The sequence below is a fragment of the Pseudomonas reactans genome (genome assembly GCF_013385825.1).
In the GTDB taxonomy this organism is placed as follows: domain Bacteria; phylum Pseudomonadota; class Gammaproteobacteria; order Pseudomonadales; family Pseudomonadaceae; genus Aquipseudomonas; species Aquipseudomonas reactans.
The window spans coordinates 67180-81325 of record NZ_JACAPG010000012.1; the positions used below are offsets into that span (position 1 = coordinate 67180).

14 protein-coding genes are annotated in these 14146 nt (G+C 60.7%); 13 read left to right on the forward strand and 1 reads right to left on the reverse strand.

The window, feature by feature from the left end; translation table 11 throughout:
* Positions 1-108: 108 nt before the first annotated feature.
* From HX868_RS14265 to ispD, 7 genes are all read left to right on the forward strand, one after another.
* A complete protein-coding gene (locus HX868_RS14265; RefSeq protein ID WP_016976871.1) occupies positions 109-1056 on the forward strand; it encodes an acetyl-CoA carboxylase carboxyltransferase subunit alpha in 948 nt (315 codons plus the stop codon).
* 131 nt (positions 1057-1187) lie between these two features.
* Positions 1188-2516, forward strand: a complete 1329-nt coding sequence (gene tilS / locus HX868_RS14270) for a tRNA lysidine(34) synthetase TilS (protein WP_177003312.1) — start codon at positions 1188-1190, stop codon at positions 2514-2516.
* Between the two features lie 273 nt (positions 2517-2789).
* Positions 2790-4421 (forward strand): CTP synthase, encoded by a 1632-nt coding sequence (pyrG, locus tag HX868_RS14275; protein WP_010212443.1) that lies wholly within the window; start codon positions 2790-2792, stop codon positions 4419-4421.
* A 5-nt stretch (positions 4422-4426) separates the two neighbouring features.
* Positions 4427-5272 (forward strand): 3-deoxy-8-phosphooctulonate synthase, encoded by an 846-nt coding sequence (gene kdsA, locus HX868_RS14280; RefSeq protein WP_010212442.1) that lies wholly within the window; start codon positions 4427-4429, stop codon positions 5270-5272.
* A 157-nt stretch (positions 5273-5429) separates the two neighbouring features.
* Positions 5430-6719: a phosphopyruvate hydratase gene (eno, locus tag HX868_RS14285; RefSeq protein ID WP_095014967.1), complete on the forward strand. Its 1290-nt coding sequence runs from the start codon at positions 5430-5432 to the stop codon at positions 6717-6719.
* Positions 6720-6902: 183 nt separating this feature from the next.
* Complete coding sequence (gene ftsB, locus HX868_RS14290; RefSeq protein ID WP_003231201.1) at positions 6903-7181, forward strand: cell division protein FtsB; 279 nt, start codon at positions 6903-6905, stop codon at positions 7179-7181.
* Positions 7178-7888 carry a 2-C-methyl-D-erythritol 4-phosphate cytidylyltransferase gene (gene ispD, locus HX868_RS14295; protein WP_177003313.1) on the forward strand — a complete coding sequence of 237 codons (711 nt, stop codon included), beginning with the start codon at positions 7178-7180 and terminating at the stop codon, positions 7886-7888. Before ftsB ends, ispD begins: the two co-directional genes overlap by 4 nt.
* Positions 7889-7978: 90 nt before the next feature.
* Here the strand turns inward: ispD and HX868_RS14300 are convergent, their stop codons facing one another.
* A complete protein-coding gene (locus tag HX868_RS14300) occupies positions 7979-8878 on the reverse strand; it encodes a LysR substrate-binding domain-containing protein (RefSeq protein WP_177003314.1) in 900 nt (299 codons plus the stop codon).
* Between the two features lie 109 nt (positions 8879-8987).
* On the opposite strand from HX868_RS14300, the gene HX868_RS14305 reads away from it, so the two are divergent.
* Genes HX868_RS14305 through HX868_RS14330 form a run of 6 tightly spaced genes read left to right on the forward strand, consistent with a single transcriptional unit; the run spans position 8988 to position 13951 of the window.
* Positions 8988-10100 (forward strand): S-(hydroxymethyl)glutathione dehydrogenase/class III alcohol dehydrogenase, encoded by a 1113-nt coding sequence (locus HX868_RS14305; protein ID WP_177003315.1) that lies wholly within the window; start codon positions 8988-8990, stop codon positions 10098-10100.
* Between the two features lie 8 nt (positions 10101-10108).
* Complete coding sequence (gene fghA, locus HX868_RS14310; protein WP_028619215.1) at positions 10109-10954, forward strand: S-formylglutathione hydrolase; 846 nt, start codon at positions 10109-10111, stop codon at positions 10952-10954.
* 54 nt (positions 10955-11008) lie between these two features.
* On the forward strand, positions 11009-11482 hold the full coding sequence (ispF, locus tag HX868_RS14315; protein ID WP_177003316.1) for a 2-C-methyl-D-erythritol 2,4-cyclodiphosphate synthase: 474 nt from the start codon (positions 11009-11011) through the stop codon (positions 11480-11482).
* Positions 11479-12537, forward strand: coding sequence for a tRNA pseudouridine(13) synthase TruD (truD, locus tag HX868_RS14320; RefSeq protein ID WP_177003317.1), 1059 nt, complete (start codon positions 11479-11481; stop codon positions 12535-12537). The genes ispF and truD overlap by 4 nt, the downstream gene beginning before the upstream one ends.
* The gene (gene surE, locus HX868_RS14325) at positions 12525-13274 is read left to right on the forward strand and encodes a 5'/3'-nucleotidase SurE (RefSeq protein WP_016976879.1); all 750 of its coding nucleotides are present in this window, start codon (positions 12525-12527) and stop codon (positions 13272-13274) included. Before truD ends, surE begins: the two co-directional genes overlap by 13 nt.
* A 41-nt stretch (positions 13275-13315) precedes the next feature.
* Complete coding sequence (locus tag HX868_RS14330; RefSeq protein ID WP_010212427.1) at positions 13316-13951, forward strand: protein-L-isoaspartate(D-aspartate) O-methyltransferase; 636 nt, start codon at positions 13316-13318, stop codon at positions 13949-13951.
* Positions 13952-14146 lie beyond the last annotated feature (195 nt).

Below are 14146 nucleotides of genomic sequence, written 5' to 3' on the forward strand. Positions count from 1 at the left end.
GACTGAACATTTAATCTCGACCTAAACGCGCCTCTCCCTTAAGGTAGGGCGCGAATAGACAACCGGCTGGCCAGGCACTCCCTGGCCGTCGACCCAAGACGGACGCTTATGAACCCGAATTTTCTTGATTTCGAACAGCCGATCGCTGACCTGCAAGCCAAGATTGAAGAACTGCGCCTGGTCGGCAATGACAATTCGCTGAATATCGGCGATGAGATCGCTCGCCTGCAAGACAAGAGCAGCACGCTCACCGAAGACATCTTCGGCAAGCTGACCAGCTGGCAGATTGCGCGCCTGGCTCGCCACCCGCGCCGTCCGTACACCCTGGACTACATTCAGCACATTTTCACTGAGTTCGACGAGTTGCATGGCGACCGCCACTTCTCCGACGACGCGGCCATTGTGGGCGGTATCGCTCGCCTGGACGACCAGCCGGTGATGGTGATCGGTCACCAGAAAGGCCGTGAAGTGCGCGAGAAAGTCCGCCGCAACTTCGGCATGCCGCGTCCAGAGGGCTACCGCAAGGCGTGCCGCCTGATGGAAATGGCCGAGCGCTTCAAGATGCCGATCCTGACCTTCATCGATACCCCGGGCGCCTACCCAGGTATCGACGCTGAAGAGCGCAACCAGAGCGAAGCGATCGCCTGGAACCTGCGCGTCATGGCCCGCCTGAAAACCCCAATCATTGCCACCGTGATTGGTGAAGGTGGTTCCGGCGGCGCACTGGCCATTGGCGTCTGTGACCAACTGAACATGCTGCAATACTCGACCTACGCGGTGATTTCGCCCGAAGGTTGCGCCTCGATCCTGTGGAAAACCGCCGAAAAAGCGCCGGACGCTGCCGAAGCCATGGGCATTACCGCCGATCGCCTCAAAGGCCTGGGTATCGTGGACAAAGTCATCGCCGAGCCGCTGGGCGGCGCCCACCGCGACCCGGCTGCTGCTGCCGCGACGATCCGCGCTGAACTGGGTTCGCAACTGGCGATGCTCAAGAAGCTGGATAACGAAGCGCTGCTGGCCCGTCGTTATGAGCGTTTGATGAGCTACGGCCTCTAAGCACGACGCAACACCCTGTAGGAGCCGGCTTGCCGGCGATGAGGCCAGCAAGGGCATCGCAAGGCCTGAGGCTGCCATCGCCGGCAAGCCGGCTCCTACAGTTTGTGGTTCAGCTCGGACGGTACGGTGCAATGAAACCTTTCAACCCGAATCTGCCTGCCAAGCTGCTGCATACCCTGGCTCCCTGGCGCGATGCCCCGGCCTGGCACATCGCATTCTCGGGTGGACTTGATTCCACCGTCCTGCTGCATCTCCTGGCCAACCTGGCCAAAACCGACACCCTACCGCCCCTCAGTGCTGTCCATGTTCATCATGGCTTGCAAGCTGCCGCCGACGCCTGGCCCGAGCATTGCCAATCGATTTGCGACAGCCTGGGTGTGCCCCTGCGCGTCATGCGCGTGCAGGTCCAGCACGGCGCCAGCCTTGAGCGCGCCGCCCGTGACGCGCGTTACCAGGTGTTTACCGAGGTAACCGGAGCAGGGGAGGTGCTACTGACGGGCCAGCATCGCGACGATCAGGCAGAAACCTTGTTGTTCCGCCTGCTGCGTGGGGCGGGTGTGCGCGGGCTGGCGGCAATGCCAATGCAGCGCCCGCTGGCGGCTGGCTATCTTGTACGGCCCTTGTTGGATGTCCCGCGTGCAGAGCTGGAAGCCTATGCCGAGGCGCATCAGCTCACATGGATTGAAGATCCTTCGAACACGGACTCGCGGTTCTCCCGTAATTACTTGCGCCACCGCGTGCTTCCGGTACTGGCGGAGCGCTGGCCGCAGGCTAGCTCAAGCCTCGCTCGGGCCGCCGAGCACTTGAGTGAGGCTCAGGCCCTGCTGGATGAACTGGCGCAGATGGACTTGCGAGCCGCCCATCAATCTTCGCCATTTCCCTGGTTACATTTGCCGTCCTTGGCGCTTGCGCCGCTGCGAGAGCTCTCCGACGCCCGCCAACGCAACGCCCTACGTCACTGGCTAACCCCTCTCACCCGTTTACCCGACAGTGACCACTGGGCCAGTTGGCATGCCCTACGTGACGCCAAGGGCGACGCACAGCCCCTGTGGCGCCTGGCGGACGGTGATCTGCACCGCAGCGGTGAGCGTATCTGGTGGCTGCCCTCCACTTGGTCGGAATTTTCCGACGCGTCGGTGAGCTGGCCTGATCCGCAAAACCCACTAGAGTTACCCGGCAATGGTCAGGTGAAACTGACGGGCAGGGTGCCTGGAGGTCCATTGACGATCCGCTACCGCCAGGGCGGCGAAGTCCTCGCAGTGCCAGGCCGCGGTCGGCGCGACTTGAAGCGCCTGCTTAACGAAAATGGTCTGCCGGGCTGCGTCCGTGGCAGATTGCCGCTGCTGCATCAGGGCGAGCAATTGCTGGGTGCGCCCAGCCTTGCGGGACTCTGGCCGGCATCGAGCGATGAGTGGCAATTACATTGGATGCCACAGACCTGCGATCAAGGTTTGAGCTGATAGAGCCTTTCCGGTAGACTACGCTCCCTTCTTGATACAACTTCTGTGGATTCTCCTGAATTGCAGCAGTTGCCGATTACCAAGCAGTCTTTGCTGGGCGATTCCAAAAAATGTGTAGCGATCAACGTACCGGTGTTTCATTGCTGGTCTGTCACCACGCGGCGGTTTTTTTGAAAGGTGCACTGTGATTAATGCAGGTGATCGGGGGCTTCGGCCTTCCTTCGCTTTCCCCGGCGGCTCGGACCGCTTTAACGCAGACTTCTAGGGTTTTTCATGACGCGCTACATATTCGTCACGGGCGGTGTTGTTTCTTCATTGGGGAAAGGCATCGCATCGGCTTCATTGGCGGCCATCCTGGAGGCGCGGGGACTTAAGGTCACCATGCTCAAGCTGGACCCGTACATCAACGTTGACCCGGGCACCATGAGCCCGTTCCAGCACGGTGAAGTGTTCGTCACCCACGACGGCGCCGAGACCGACCTGGACCTGGGCCACTACGAGCGGTTCATCCGCACGACCATGACCCAGAACAACAACTTCACCACCGGCCGTGTCTACGAGCACGTGCTGCGCAAGGAGCGTCGTGGTGACTACCTGGGTGCAACCATCCAGGTGATCCCGCACATCACCGACGAAATCAAGCGCCGCATCATCAAGGGTGCAGGCGATGCCGACGTGGCCATGGTCGAGATCGGTGGCACCGTGGGTGACATCGAGTCGCAACCGTTCCTCGAAGCCATCCGCCAGCTGCGTTTCGAAGTCGGCGCCAAGCGCGCGATGCTGATGCACCTGACCCTGGTGCCGTACATCGCCACCGCCGGCGAAACCAAAACCAAGCCTACCCAGCACTCGGTCAAGGAACTGCGTTCCATCGGCCTGCAGCCGGACGTGCTGGTGTGCCGCTCCGATCACCCGATCGACATTTCCTCGCGTCGCAAGATCGCGCAATTCACCAACGTTGAAGAACGTGCGGTGATCGCGCTGGAAGACGCCGACACCATCTACAAGATCCCGGGCATCCTGCACTCGCAAGGCCTGGACGATTTTGTGGTCGAGCGTTTCGGCCTGCAATGCAACGGCGCGGACCTGTCCGAGTGGGAAGCCGTGGTCGACGCCAAGCTCAACCCTGAGCACGAAGTCACCATCGCCATGGTCGGCAAGTACATGGAACTGCTGGACGCGTACAAGTCGCTGATCGAAGCGATGAGCCATGCCGGTATCAGCAACCGTACCAAGGTCAACCTGCGCTACATCGACTCCGAAGACATCGAGAACCAAGGCACTGCCTTGCTCGAAGGTGTGGACGCGATCCTCGTTCCCGGCGGTTTCGGCCTGCGTGGCGTGGAAGGCAAGATCACGGCCGTGCAGTACGCCCGTGAAAACAAGGTTCCGTACCTGGGTATCTGCCTGGGCATGCAAGTGGCCGTCATCGAGTTCGCCCGTAACGTGCTGGGCTGGAAAGACGCCAACTCCACCGAGTTCGACAGCAAGAGCGGCCACCCGGTCGTGGGCTTGATCACCGAGTGGGAAGATGCCACTGGCGCGGTCGAAACCCGTACCGAAGCGTCCGACCTGGGCGGCACCATGCGCCTCGGCGCGCAGGACTGCCTGCTGGAGCCGGGCTCGCTGGTTCACGATTGCTACGGCAAGGACGTGATCGTCGAGCGTCACCGTCACCGCTACGAAGTGAACAACAACCTGCTGCCGCAAATCAAAGAGGCCGGCCTGAAAATCTCCGGTCGCTCCGGTGACGGCGCGCTGGTTGAAGTGGTCGAGGCACCGGATCATCCATGGTTCGTGGCGTGCCAGTTCCACCCTGAGTTCACCTCGACGCCGCGCGACGGTCACCCGTTGTTCAGCGGTTTCGTCAAAGCTGCACTGACGCAACATCAGAAGAAGGCGTAACCCTGATGGCCCAGAAGATCATTCGCGTAGGCGACATCGAGATTGCCAACGACAAGCCCATGGTGCTGTTCGGCGGCATGAACGTGCTGGAAAGCCGCGACATGGCGATGCAGGTCTGTGAAGAGTACGTGAAGGTCACCGAGAAACTCGGTATCCCTTACGTGTTCAAGGCCAGCTTCGACAAGGCCAACCGTTCGTCCGTGACCTCCTATCGCGGCCCGGGCCTTGAAGAAGGCATGCGGATCTTCCAGGACATCAAGCAAGCCTTTGGCGTGCCGATCATCACCGACGTCCACGAGCCTGAGCAGGCTGCCGTGGTCGCCGAGGTGTGCGACATTATCCAGTTGCCGGCCTTCCTGTCGCGCCAGACCGATCTGGTCGTCGCGATGGCCAAGACCGGCGCAGTGATCAATATCAAGAAAGCCCAGTTCCTCGCGCCCCAGGAGATGAAACACATCCTGAACAAGTGCGTGGAAGCGGGTAACGACCAGTTGATCCTCTGCGAACGCGGTTCTAGCTTCGGCTACAACAACCTCGTGGTGGACATGCTCGGTTTCGGCATCATGAAACAGTTCGAATACCCGGTGTTCTTCGACGTGACCCACGCGCTGCAAATGCCCGGTGGTCGCGCCGATTCTGCGGGCGGGCGTCGTGCCCAGGTGCTGGACCTGGCCAAGGCTGGTATCAGCCAGTCCCTGGCGGGCCTGTTCCTGGAAGCCCACCCGGACCCGGACAACGCCAAATGCGACGGCCCCTGCGCCCTGCGCCTGGACAAGCTGGAACCATTCCTGGCCCAGCTCAAGCAGTTGGACGAACTGGTCAAGAGTTTTCCGACGGTAGAGACCGCGTAAGCTTCGTTTCTCCGGTAGAATTTCCCACGCTTTACGCTCAGGCCTGCGGGCCTGAGCCTTGTCGTCTGCAAGCCTGCCTCGTTGTTCCACCCTTGCGGTCGGTCAAAAGATTTCCTTCAGCTGCGTCGTTTTCGTCAACTTTGGAGTGTTTACAACAATGGCAAAAATCGTCGACATCAAAGGTCGTGAAGTTCTCGACTCCCGTGGCAACCCCACCGTCGAAGCCGACGTGCTTCTCGATAACGGCATCATCGGCAGCGCCTGCGCGCCGTCCGGTGCTTCTACCGGTTCGCGCGAAGCGCTGGAACTGCGTGATGGCGACAAGAGCCGTTACCTGGGCAAGGGTGTACTCAAGGCTGTAGCCAACATCAACGGCCCGATCCGTGACCTGTTGCTGGGCAAGGACCCGCTGGACCAGAAAGCCCTGGACCACGCGATGATCAAGCTCGACGGCACCGAAAACAAAGGCAGCCTGGGCGCCAACGCCATCCTCGCCGTATCCCTGGCTGCGGCCAAGGCTGCTGCCCAGGATCAGGACCTGCCGCTGTACGCGCACATTGCCAACCTGAACGGCACTCCAGGTGTCTACTCGATGCCGGTGCCGATGATGAACATCATCAACGGTGGCGAGCACGCCGATAACAACGTCGACATCCAGGAATTCATGGTGCAGCCGGTTGGCGCCAAGTCCTTCTCCGAAGGCCTGCGCATGGGCACCGAGATTTTCCATCACCTCAAAGCTGTGCTGAAGGCCCGTGGCCTGAGCACTGCCGTGGGTGACGAAGGTGGTTTTGCACCGAACCTGGCGTCCAACGAAGATGCACTGAAAGTGATCTCCGAAGCCGTGGCCAACGCTGGCTACAAGCTCGGCACCGACGTGACCCTGGCCTTGGACTGTGCGGCCAGCGAGTTCTTTGAGGACGGTAAATACAACCTGTCCGGCGAAGGCCAGGTGTTCAACTCCGAAGGTTTTGCTGACTACCTGAAGGGCCTGACCCAGCGCTACCCGATCATCTCGATCGAAGACGGCCTGGACGAGTCCGACTGGGATGGCTGGAAAATCCTTACCGACAAGATCGGCGAGAAAATCCAATTGGTGGGCGACGACTTGTTCGTGACCAACACCAAGATACTGAAAGAAGGCATCGATAAAAAGATCGCCAACTCGATCCTGATCAAGTTCAACCAGATCGGCACCCTGACCGAAACCCTGGAAGCCATCCAGATGGCCAAGGCTGCGGGCTACACCGCCGTGATCTCCCACCGCTCCGGCGAAACCGAAGACTCGACCATTGCCGACCTGGCCGTGGGCACCTCGGCGGGCCAGATCAAGACCGGTTCCCTGTGCCGTTCCGACCGCGTTTCCAAGTACAACCAATTGCTGCGTATCGAAGAGCAACTGGCGGGCAAGGCCAAGTACAACGGTCGCGGCGAGTTTCGCGGCTGATCGCACTTGTTGGTAAGGCATGGTAAAAAGTCAGCGGATTGCGTCGGAAAACTCACGACAGTGTGGATTTCGACGCTAATCTGATGGCTATCAAGCACAAGCCTGGTTCTTCCAGGCTTCGTGCTATCAGTTGCTTCAAAAGTTTTGCATGGCTGTCTTTTTTCACTGGATACCCGATATTCGATGCGCAGTCCCAATTGGTTGTTCCTCGTCTTGCTCTTGTTGCTGGCTGGCCTGCAGTACCGCCTATGGGTGGGTAATGGCAGCTTTGCGCAGGTAAAAGACCTGACCGAGCAAATTGCTGCACAGCACGCCGAAAACGAGATCCTGCTGGAGCGCAACCGCGTGCTCGATGCCGAAGTGCTTGAGCTGAAAAAAGGTACGGAGACCGTGGAAGAACGGGCTCGTCATGAACTGGGCATGGTCAAGGAGGGCGAAACCCTCTACCAGTTGGCCCAATGAATCACCGTTTGCCGGCCTTCTGGGCCGTGATTCCTGCCGCGGGCGTCGGTGCCCGTATGGCTGCGGACCGTCCCAAGCAATATTTGCAACTGGGCGGGCGCACTATTCTCGAACACAGCCTTGGCTGTTTTCTCGACCATCCATTGCTCAAGGGCTTGGTGGTCAGTCTTGCTTCTGATGATCCTTATTGGCCCACCTTGGCGTGTGCGGCTGACCCACGTATCCAGCGTGCGGACGGCGGTTCTGAGCGTTCGGGCTCGGTACTTAACGCGCTATTGCACCTGAATGCCTTGGGTGCGAGCGATGAAGATTGGGTTTTGGTGCACGATGCGGCACGGCCCAATCTGAGCCGTGATGATCTCGACAAACTGCTGTTTGAACTGGCAGATGATCCGGTGGGCGGCTTGCTGGCGGTGCCGGCCCGCGACACCCTCAAGCGTGTCGACAAGCATGGTCGCGTGGTCGAGACCGTCGACCGCAGCCTGATCTGGCAGGCCTACACGCCGCAGATGTTCCGCCTCGGTGCCTTGCATCGCGCGTTGGCCGACAGCCTGGTGGCGGATGCCGTTATCACCGACGAAGCCTCGGCCATGGAATGGTCCGGCCAGGCGCCACGCCTGATCGAAGGGCGCTCGGACAATATCAAGGTGACCCGGCCCGAAGATCTGGAGTGGCTGCGCTTGCGGTGGGCGAATCGATCTCTGTAGGAGCGAGCTTGCTCGCGAAAAACGTCAACGATAACGCAGTTCGTCCGGGTTAACGCGGCGCTCTCAGGTTTTTCGCGAGCAAGCTCGCTCCTACAGTGCGTTGTACTCTGGCCGCTCGGCCAACCCCTCCTTCAAAAAGTCCACCAACTTCCTCACCTTCGGCGACAAATGCCGCTGCTGCGGATACAACGCCCACACCGCCGTATTCGGTGGCTGATGCGCCTCCAGCAACGATACCAACGCGCCACTGTGCAGGTGCTCCAGCACGTAATAGTCCGGCAACTGGCACAACCCCACACCTTGCAACGCTGCGTCCAGCACCGCTTGCCCACTGTTGCAGCGCCAGTTTCCCTGCACCCGCTGGGAAAATTCCCGCCCGTCCTGAGCCAACTGCCAGATGTCAGAGCTGCCGATCAAGCAGTTGTGCCGACTCAACTCCGACAAGCTATGCGGCCGACCATACCGCGCCAAGTAGGACGGCGACGCGCACAAGTACATGCGCCTCGGTGCCAGTCGGCTGGCGACCATGCGCGAATCCTGCAATCGCCCCAGGCGGATCGCCAGGTCGAGGCCTTCGTGCACCAGGTCCAACTGGCGGTTGCTCAGCTCAATATCCACGCGCAACTGCGGATAGAGCGCCATGAAGCGGGTGACCAGCGGCACGATAAAGCGCTCGCCGTACGCCACCGCGCAGGTCATGCGCAACATGCCCTTGGGTTCACTGGTGAGGTCGCCCACCGCGCGCAAGGCTTCTTCGCGACCGTCCTGCAGGCGTTGGCAATGTTGCAGGAACGTCTGGCCCGCTTCGGTCAGGGTCACCTTGCGCGTACTGCGATACAGCAGCCGCGTTTGCAGGCGTTCTTCCAGGCGCGCCACTTGGCGGCTGATGTGCGACGACGACACTCCCAGGCGTTCCGCCGCTGCCGTGAACTGACTGCATTCGGCGACCGCGACAAACTCGTCGATGCCTTCCCAGCGGTTTTCCAGCATGTCGATTATCCCTGTACAGCAATAAAGTTTTGCTTTCGGCTGGATTATTAATCAACTGGCCATGTTTTACACTCTGCGCCTTAGTTTTTAACCCCATGGAGAAACCCGGATGATCAAGTCCCGCGCCGCCGTAGCCTTCGAAGCCAAGAAGCCTCTTGAAATCGTTGAAGTGGATGTCGCCATGCCCAAGGCCGGCGAAGTGCTGTTGCGCGTGGTCGCCTCCGGCGTATGCCATACCGACGCCTACACCCTGTCGGGCGCGGACCCGGAAGGCATCTTCCCATCGATCCTCGGTCACGAAGGTGGCGCCGTGGTCGAAGCGATCGGCGAGGGTGTTACATCGGTAGCAGTGGGCGACCATGTAATCCCGCTCTACACCCCGGAATGCGGCAAGTGCAAATTCTGCCTGTCGGGCAAGACCAACCTGTGCCAGGCCATCCGTTCCACCCAGGGCAAAGGCATGATGCCGGACGGTACCACGCGCTTTTCCTACAAAGGCAAGCCGATTTTCCACTACATGGGCACCTCGACGTTCTCCGAGTACACCGTGCTGCCGGAAATTTCCGTAGCCAAGATTCCTAAAGAAGCCCCGCTGGAAAAAGTCTGCCTGCTGGGCTGTGGCGTCACCACCGGCATCGGCGCGGTGATCAATACTGCCAAGGTCAAGCCGGGCGACACCGTGGCCATTTTCGGCCTAGGCGGTATCGGCCTGTCGGCGGTGATCGGTGCGGTCAAGGCCAAGGCCGGGCGTATCATTGCCATCGATATCAATCCGGCCAAGTTCGAAATCGCCAAGCAACTGGGCGCCACCGACTGCATCAACCCGAAAGACTACGATCGCCCGATCCAGGACGTGATCGTCGACCTCACCGATGGCGGCGTGGACTTCTCCTTCGAATGCATCGGCAACGTGCAACTGATGCGCGCCGCCCTTGAGTGCTGCCATAAAGGTTGGGGCGAGTCGGTGATCATCGGCGTTGCCGGTGCCGGCCAGGAAATCGCCACCCGTCCGTTCCAGTTGGTGACCGGTCGCGTCTGGCGCGGTTCGGCCTTCGGTGGTGTGCGTGGCCGCAGTGAATTGCCAAGCTATGTGGAAATGGCCCAGACCGGGGAGATCCCGCTGGACACCTTCATCACCCACACCATGGGCCTGGAAGACATCAACAAAGCGTTTGACCTGATGCATGAAGGCAAGAGCATTCGTACCGTCATCCACTTCTGAGGTCGACCATGAGTCTGGAAAACCTGTCGTGCCAGAAAAGCTTCGGCGGCTGGCATAAACGCTACAAGCATCATTCCGATGTGCTCGGTTGCGACATGACCTTCGCCGTCTACCTGCCGCCGCAAGCGGAAGAGGGCGGCAAGTTGCCGGTGCTGTACTGGCTGTCCGGCCTGACCTGCACCGATGAGAACTTCATGCAGAAGGCTGGCGCCCAGCGCATGGCTGCCGAGCTGGGCTTGATCATCGTCGCGCCGGACACCAGCCCGCGTGGGCCGGGTGTGCCGGGCGATCCGGACAACGCCTGGGATTTCGGCCTGGGCGCCGGCTTCTATCTGAATGCCACGCAAGAACCCTGGGCCAAGCACTATCGGATGCATGACTACGTGGTGCAGGAATTGCCGGCATTGGTTGAAGCGCATTTCCCGGCATCGGACAAACGCGGCATCAGCGGCCACTCCATGGGCGGCCACGGGGCGCTGGTGTGTGCCTTGCGCAATCCCGGGCGATACCTGTCGGTGTCGGCGTTTTCGCCGATCAACAACCCGATGGATTGCCCCTGGGGCCAGAAAGCCTTCTCGCGTTATCTGGGCGAGGAGCGCTCTAAGTGGCGCGAATGGGACGCCTGCGTGCTGATCAGCGAAGCCTCGGAAAAGCTGCCGCTGCTGGTGGACCAGGGCGACCGCGACGATTTCCTCGCCGTGCAGCTCAAGCCTGAGGCCCTGCAGCAAGCGGCCAAGGCGGCCAATCATCCGCTGGAACTGCGCCTGCAACCCGGCTACGACCACAGCTACTTCTTTATCGCCAGCTTCATCGAAGATCATTTGCGACACCATGGCCGTGCTTTGCTCGGTTAATGTGAAGCAAAAGTAGGTAGAATCACGCCCTGAATTAAATCGGGGCGTTTTTTTATGCGTATTGGCCACGGCTACGATGTGCACCGTTTCGCTGAAGGCAGTTTCATTACCTTGGGCGGCGTGCGCATTGCACACCACCATGGTTTGCTGGCTCATTCCGACGGCGACGTTGTGTTGCATGCCTTGAGCGATGCCTTGCTCGGCGCGGCGGCGTTGGGCGATATCGGCAAGCATTTTCCGGACACCGACCCGACCTTCAAGGGCGCGGACAGCCGTGTATTGCTGCGCCATGTGGTCGGCCTGATCCACGCCAAAGGCTGGAAGGTCGGCAACGTCGACAACACCATCGTGGCCCAGGCGCCGAAGATGGCCCCCCATATTGAGTCGATGCGCGCGCTGATTGCCGCGGATCTGCAAATTGAACTGGATCAAGTGAACGTGAAAGCCACTACTACCGAAAAGCTCGGCTTTACCGGTCGTGAAGAGGGCATCGCCGTGCACTCCGTCGCCTTGTTGCTGCGCGCATGAATGACGTGCAACTGTTGGGGCCACGGGCCTATGGCGAGGCCTTGGGCAGCGCGGTACTGAAAGCGACGGCTGAAGATTTCCAGGTCGACGAAGTGCTGGATATCCCGCTGACCGGCGAAGGTGAACACCTGTGGTTGTGGGTTGAGAAGCGCGGCCTCAATACAGAAGAAGCCGCGCGGCGCATCGCCAAGGCGGCGGGCGTGCCACTGCGTACGGTCAGCTACGCCGGGCTCAAGGATCGCCAGGCGTTGACCCGCCAATGGTTCAGCGTGCAACTGCCCGGCAAGGCCGATCCTGACATGAGCGCGGCGGAGAACGACACGCTCAAGGTCCTCAAGACCGCCCGTCACAAGCGCAAGCTGCAACGCGGTGCGCACTCAGCCAATGGTTTCACCTTGCGCCTGACGCAGTTGGCCGGTGACACCGCCGCCATCGACGCGCGGTTGCAACTGATTGCACAACACGGCATTCCCAACTACTTCGGCGCGCAGCGTTTTGGCCACAACGGCGGCAACGTGGTCGACGCCCGTGAGTGGGCCGCGCGCAAGGCTTTGCCGGAACAGCGCAACGTGCGATCGCGGTTGCTGTCCACGGCGCGCAGCTTCCTGTTCAACAAAGTGTTGGCGGCGCGTGTGGCCGACGGTTCATGGCAGCGCGCCCAGGTCGGCGACTTGCTGGCCTTTACCGACAGCCGCAGTTTTTTCCCGGCGGGGGAGGCTGAATGCAGCGACCCACGCTTGGCGATCCTGGACCTGCACCCGACCGGACCACAGTGGGGCGAAGGTGATTCGCCTGCCACGGGGGCAACTTTTGAGCTTGAACAGGCGGTCGCCGCCAGTGAAGCCGACCTGCGTGATTGGCTGGTGAATGCCGGCATGAGCCAGGAACGTCGCATTCTGCGACTGCCCATTGGCGGTTTGACGTGGCATTATCCCTCGCTGGACATTCTGCAATTGGAATTCGTCCTGCCGGCCGGATGCTTCGCCACTGTCTTGGTGCGCGAGCTTGTTGATCTGGTGCCGGTGGGGCAGACGGACAACCCATGCGTATTCTGATATCAAACGATGACGGTGCCACCGCACCCGGTCTTGCCGCGCTCTATGCTGCGCTGGAAGATTACGCCGAGTGCGTGGTGGTCGCCCCCGACCAGGACAAGAGCGGCGCCAGCAGTTCGCTGACGCTCGACCGTCCGCTGCACCCGCACGTCCTGGCCAATGGCTTTATCAGTGTGAACGGCACCCCTACCGACTGCGTCCATTTGGCGATCAACAGCCTGCTGGATCAGGAGCCGGACCTGGTGGTATCGGGTATCAACCTCGGTGCCAACCTGGGCGATGACGTGCTGTATTCCGGCACGGTGGCGGCGGCGCTCGAAGGCCGCTTCCTGGGGCGTACGGCGTTCGCCTTTTCGTTTGCTTCGCGCCAACTGGATAACTTGCCGACTGCTGCGTATTTCGCGCGCAAGCTGGTCGAGGCCCATGGTTCCCTGAGCCTGCCGCCGCGCACGGTGCTCAACGTCAATATTCCCAACTTGCCCCTCGACCATATTCGCGGCATCCAACTCACGCGCCTGGGCCATCGTGCCCGCGCGGCGGCGCCGTTGAAGGTGGTCGACCCGCGTGGCAAGGAAGGCTATTGGATTGCGGCAGCGGGTGATGCCGAAGATGGCGGTGAGGGCACGGACTTTCATGCCGTGATGCAAGGCTATGTGTCGATTACCCCGTTGCAATTTGATCGCACCTTCAGTGATGCCTTCAGTGGTCTCGATGGCTGGCTGGAGGGGCTGCGCTGATGGGCCGTGAACAAGACGACTTGCTGCGCCGGGGCATCGGGATGACGTCCCAGCGTACCCGCGAACGCTTGATCCAACGCTTGTACGAAGAGGGGTTGTCCAACGCTCAGGTGCTGGAAGTGATCCGGCGCACGCCTCGGCATCTGTTTGTCGATGAAGCCCTGGCCCACCGAGCCTACGAAGACACCGCGCTGCCCATCGGCCACAACCAGACCATCTCCCAGCCGTACATGGTGGCGCGCATGAGCGAGCTGCTGTTGGCGGCGGGGCCTTTGGACAAGGTGCTGGAGATCGGCACCGGCTCCGGCTACCAGACTGCCGTGCTGGCGCAACTGGTGGAGCGGGTGTTCTCGGTCGAGCGCATCAAGGTGTTGCAAGACCGTGCCAAGGAGCGCCTGGTGGAGTTGAACCTGCGCAACGTGGTGTTTCGCTGGGGCGATGGCTGGGAAGGTTGGCCGGCCCTGGCGCCGTACAACGGCATCATCGTCACCGCCGTAGCTACCGACGTGCCCCAGGCGTTGCTCGATCAACTCGCTCCAGGCGGACGTCTGGTCATCCCGGTAGGCTCCGGCGAAGTGCAACAATTGATGCTCATTATCCGTGAGGAAGAGGGCTTTTCCCGGCATGTACTCGGCGCCGTGCGCTTCGTGCCATTGCTCAATGGCCCGCTGGCCTGATCATTTGTTCGCGGGCAGTGAATTCTGTTGGTGAGGATGTGTCTTACGGCGGGGTCTATCGAGTCAACATGATCGGGCGGCGGCATTAAACACGATGAATTTTTCGTTTCAGTCGTGTGCCGGTAAAAAGCCAATGCCCAGTTATACTTGCGTCATATTTCAAGCCTGATACAGGCATTCATGTTCAGCCACCAC

Bases quoted from the DNA above. Each gene is read 5' to 3' on its own strand.
- HX868_RS14265 (WP_016976871.1), top strand. From the start codon at position 109: ATGAACCCGAATTTTCTTGATTTCGAACAGCCGATCGCTGACCTGCAA.
- tilS (WP_177003312.1), top strand. From the start codon at position 1,188: ATGAAACCTTTCAACCCGAATCTGCCTGCCAAGCTGCTGCATACCCTG.
- pyrG (WP_010212443.1), top strand. From the start codon at position 2,790: ATGACGCGCTACATATTCGTCACGGGCGGTGTTGTTTCTTCATTGGGG.
- kdsA (WP_010212442.1), top strand. From the start codon at position 4,427: ATGGCCCAGAAGATCATTCGCGTAGGCGACATCGAGATTGCCAACGAC.
- eno (WP_095014967.1), top strand. From the start codon at position 5,430: ATGGCAAAAATCGTCGACATCAAAGGTCGTGAAGTTCTCGACTCCCGT.
- ftsB (WP_003231201.1), top strand. From the start codon at position 6,903: ATGCGCAGTCCCAATTGGTTGTTCCTCGTCTTGCTCTTGTTGCTGGCT.
- ispD (WP_177003313.1), top strand. From the start codon at position 7,178: ATGAATCACCGTTTGCCGGCCTTCTGGGCCGTGATTCCTGCCGCGGGC.
- HX868_RS14300 (WP_177003314.1), bottom strand. From the start codon at position 8,878: ATGCTGGAAAACCGCTGGGAAGGCATCGACGAGTTTGTCGCGGTCGCC.
- HX868_RS14305 (WP_177003315.1), top strand. From the start codon at position 8,988: ATGATCAAGTCCCGCGCCGCCGTAGCCTTCGAAGCCAAGAAGCCTCTT.
- fghA (WP_028619215.1), top strand. From the start codon at position 10,109: ATGAGTCTGGAAAACCTGTCGTGCCAGAAAAGCTTCGGCGGCTGGCAT.
- ispF (WP_177003316.1), top strand. From the start codon at position 11,009: ATGCGTATTGGCCACGGCTACGATGTGCACCGTTTCGCTGAAGGCAGT.
- truD (WP_177003317.1), top strand. From the start codon at position 11,479: ATGAATGACGTGCAACTGTTGGGGCCACGGGCCTATGGCGAGGCCTTG.
- surE (WP_016976879.1), top strand. From the start codon at position 12,525: ATGCGTATTCTGATATCAAACGATGACGGTGCCACCGCACCCGGTCTT.
- HX868_RS14330 (WP_010212427.1), top strand. From the start codon at position 13,316: ATGACGTCCCAGCGTACCCGCGAACGCTTGATCCAACGCTTGTACGAA.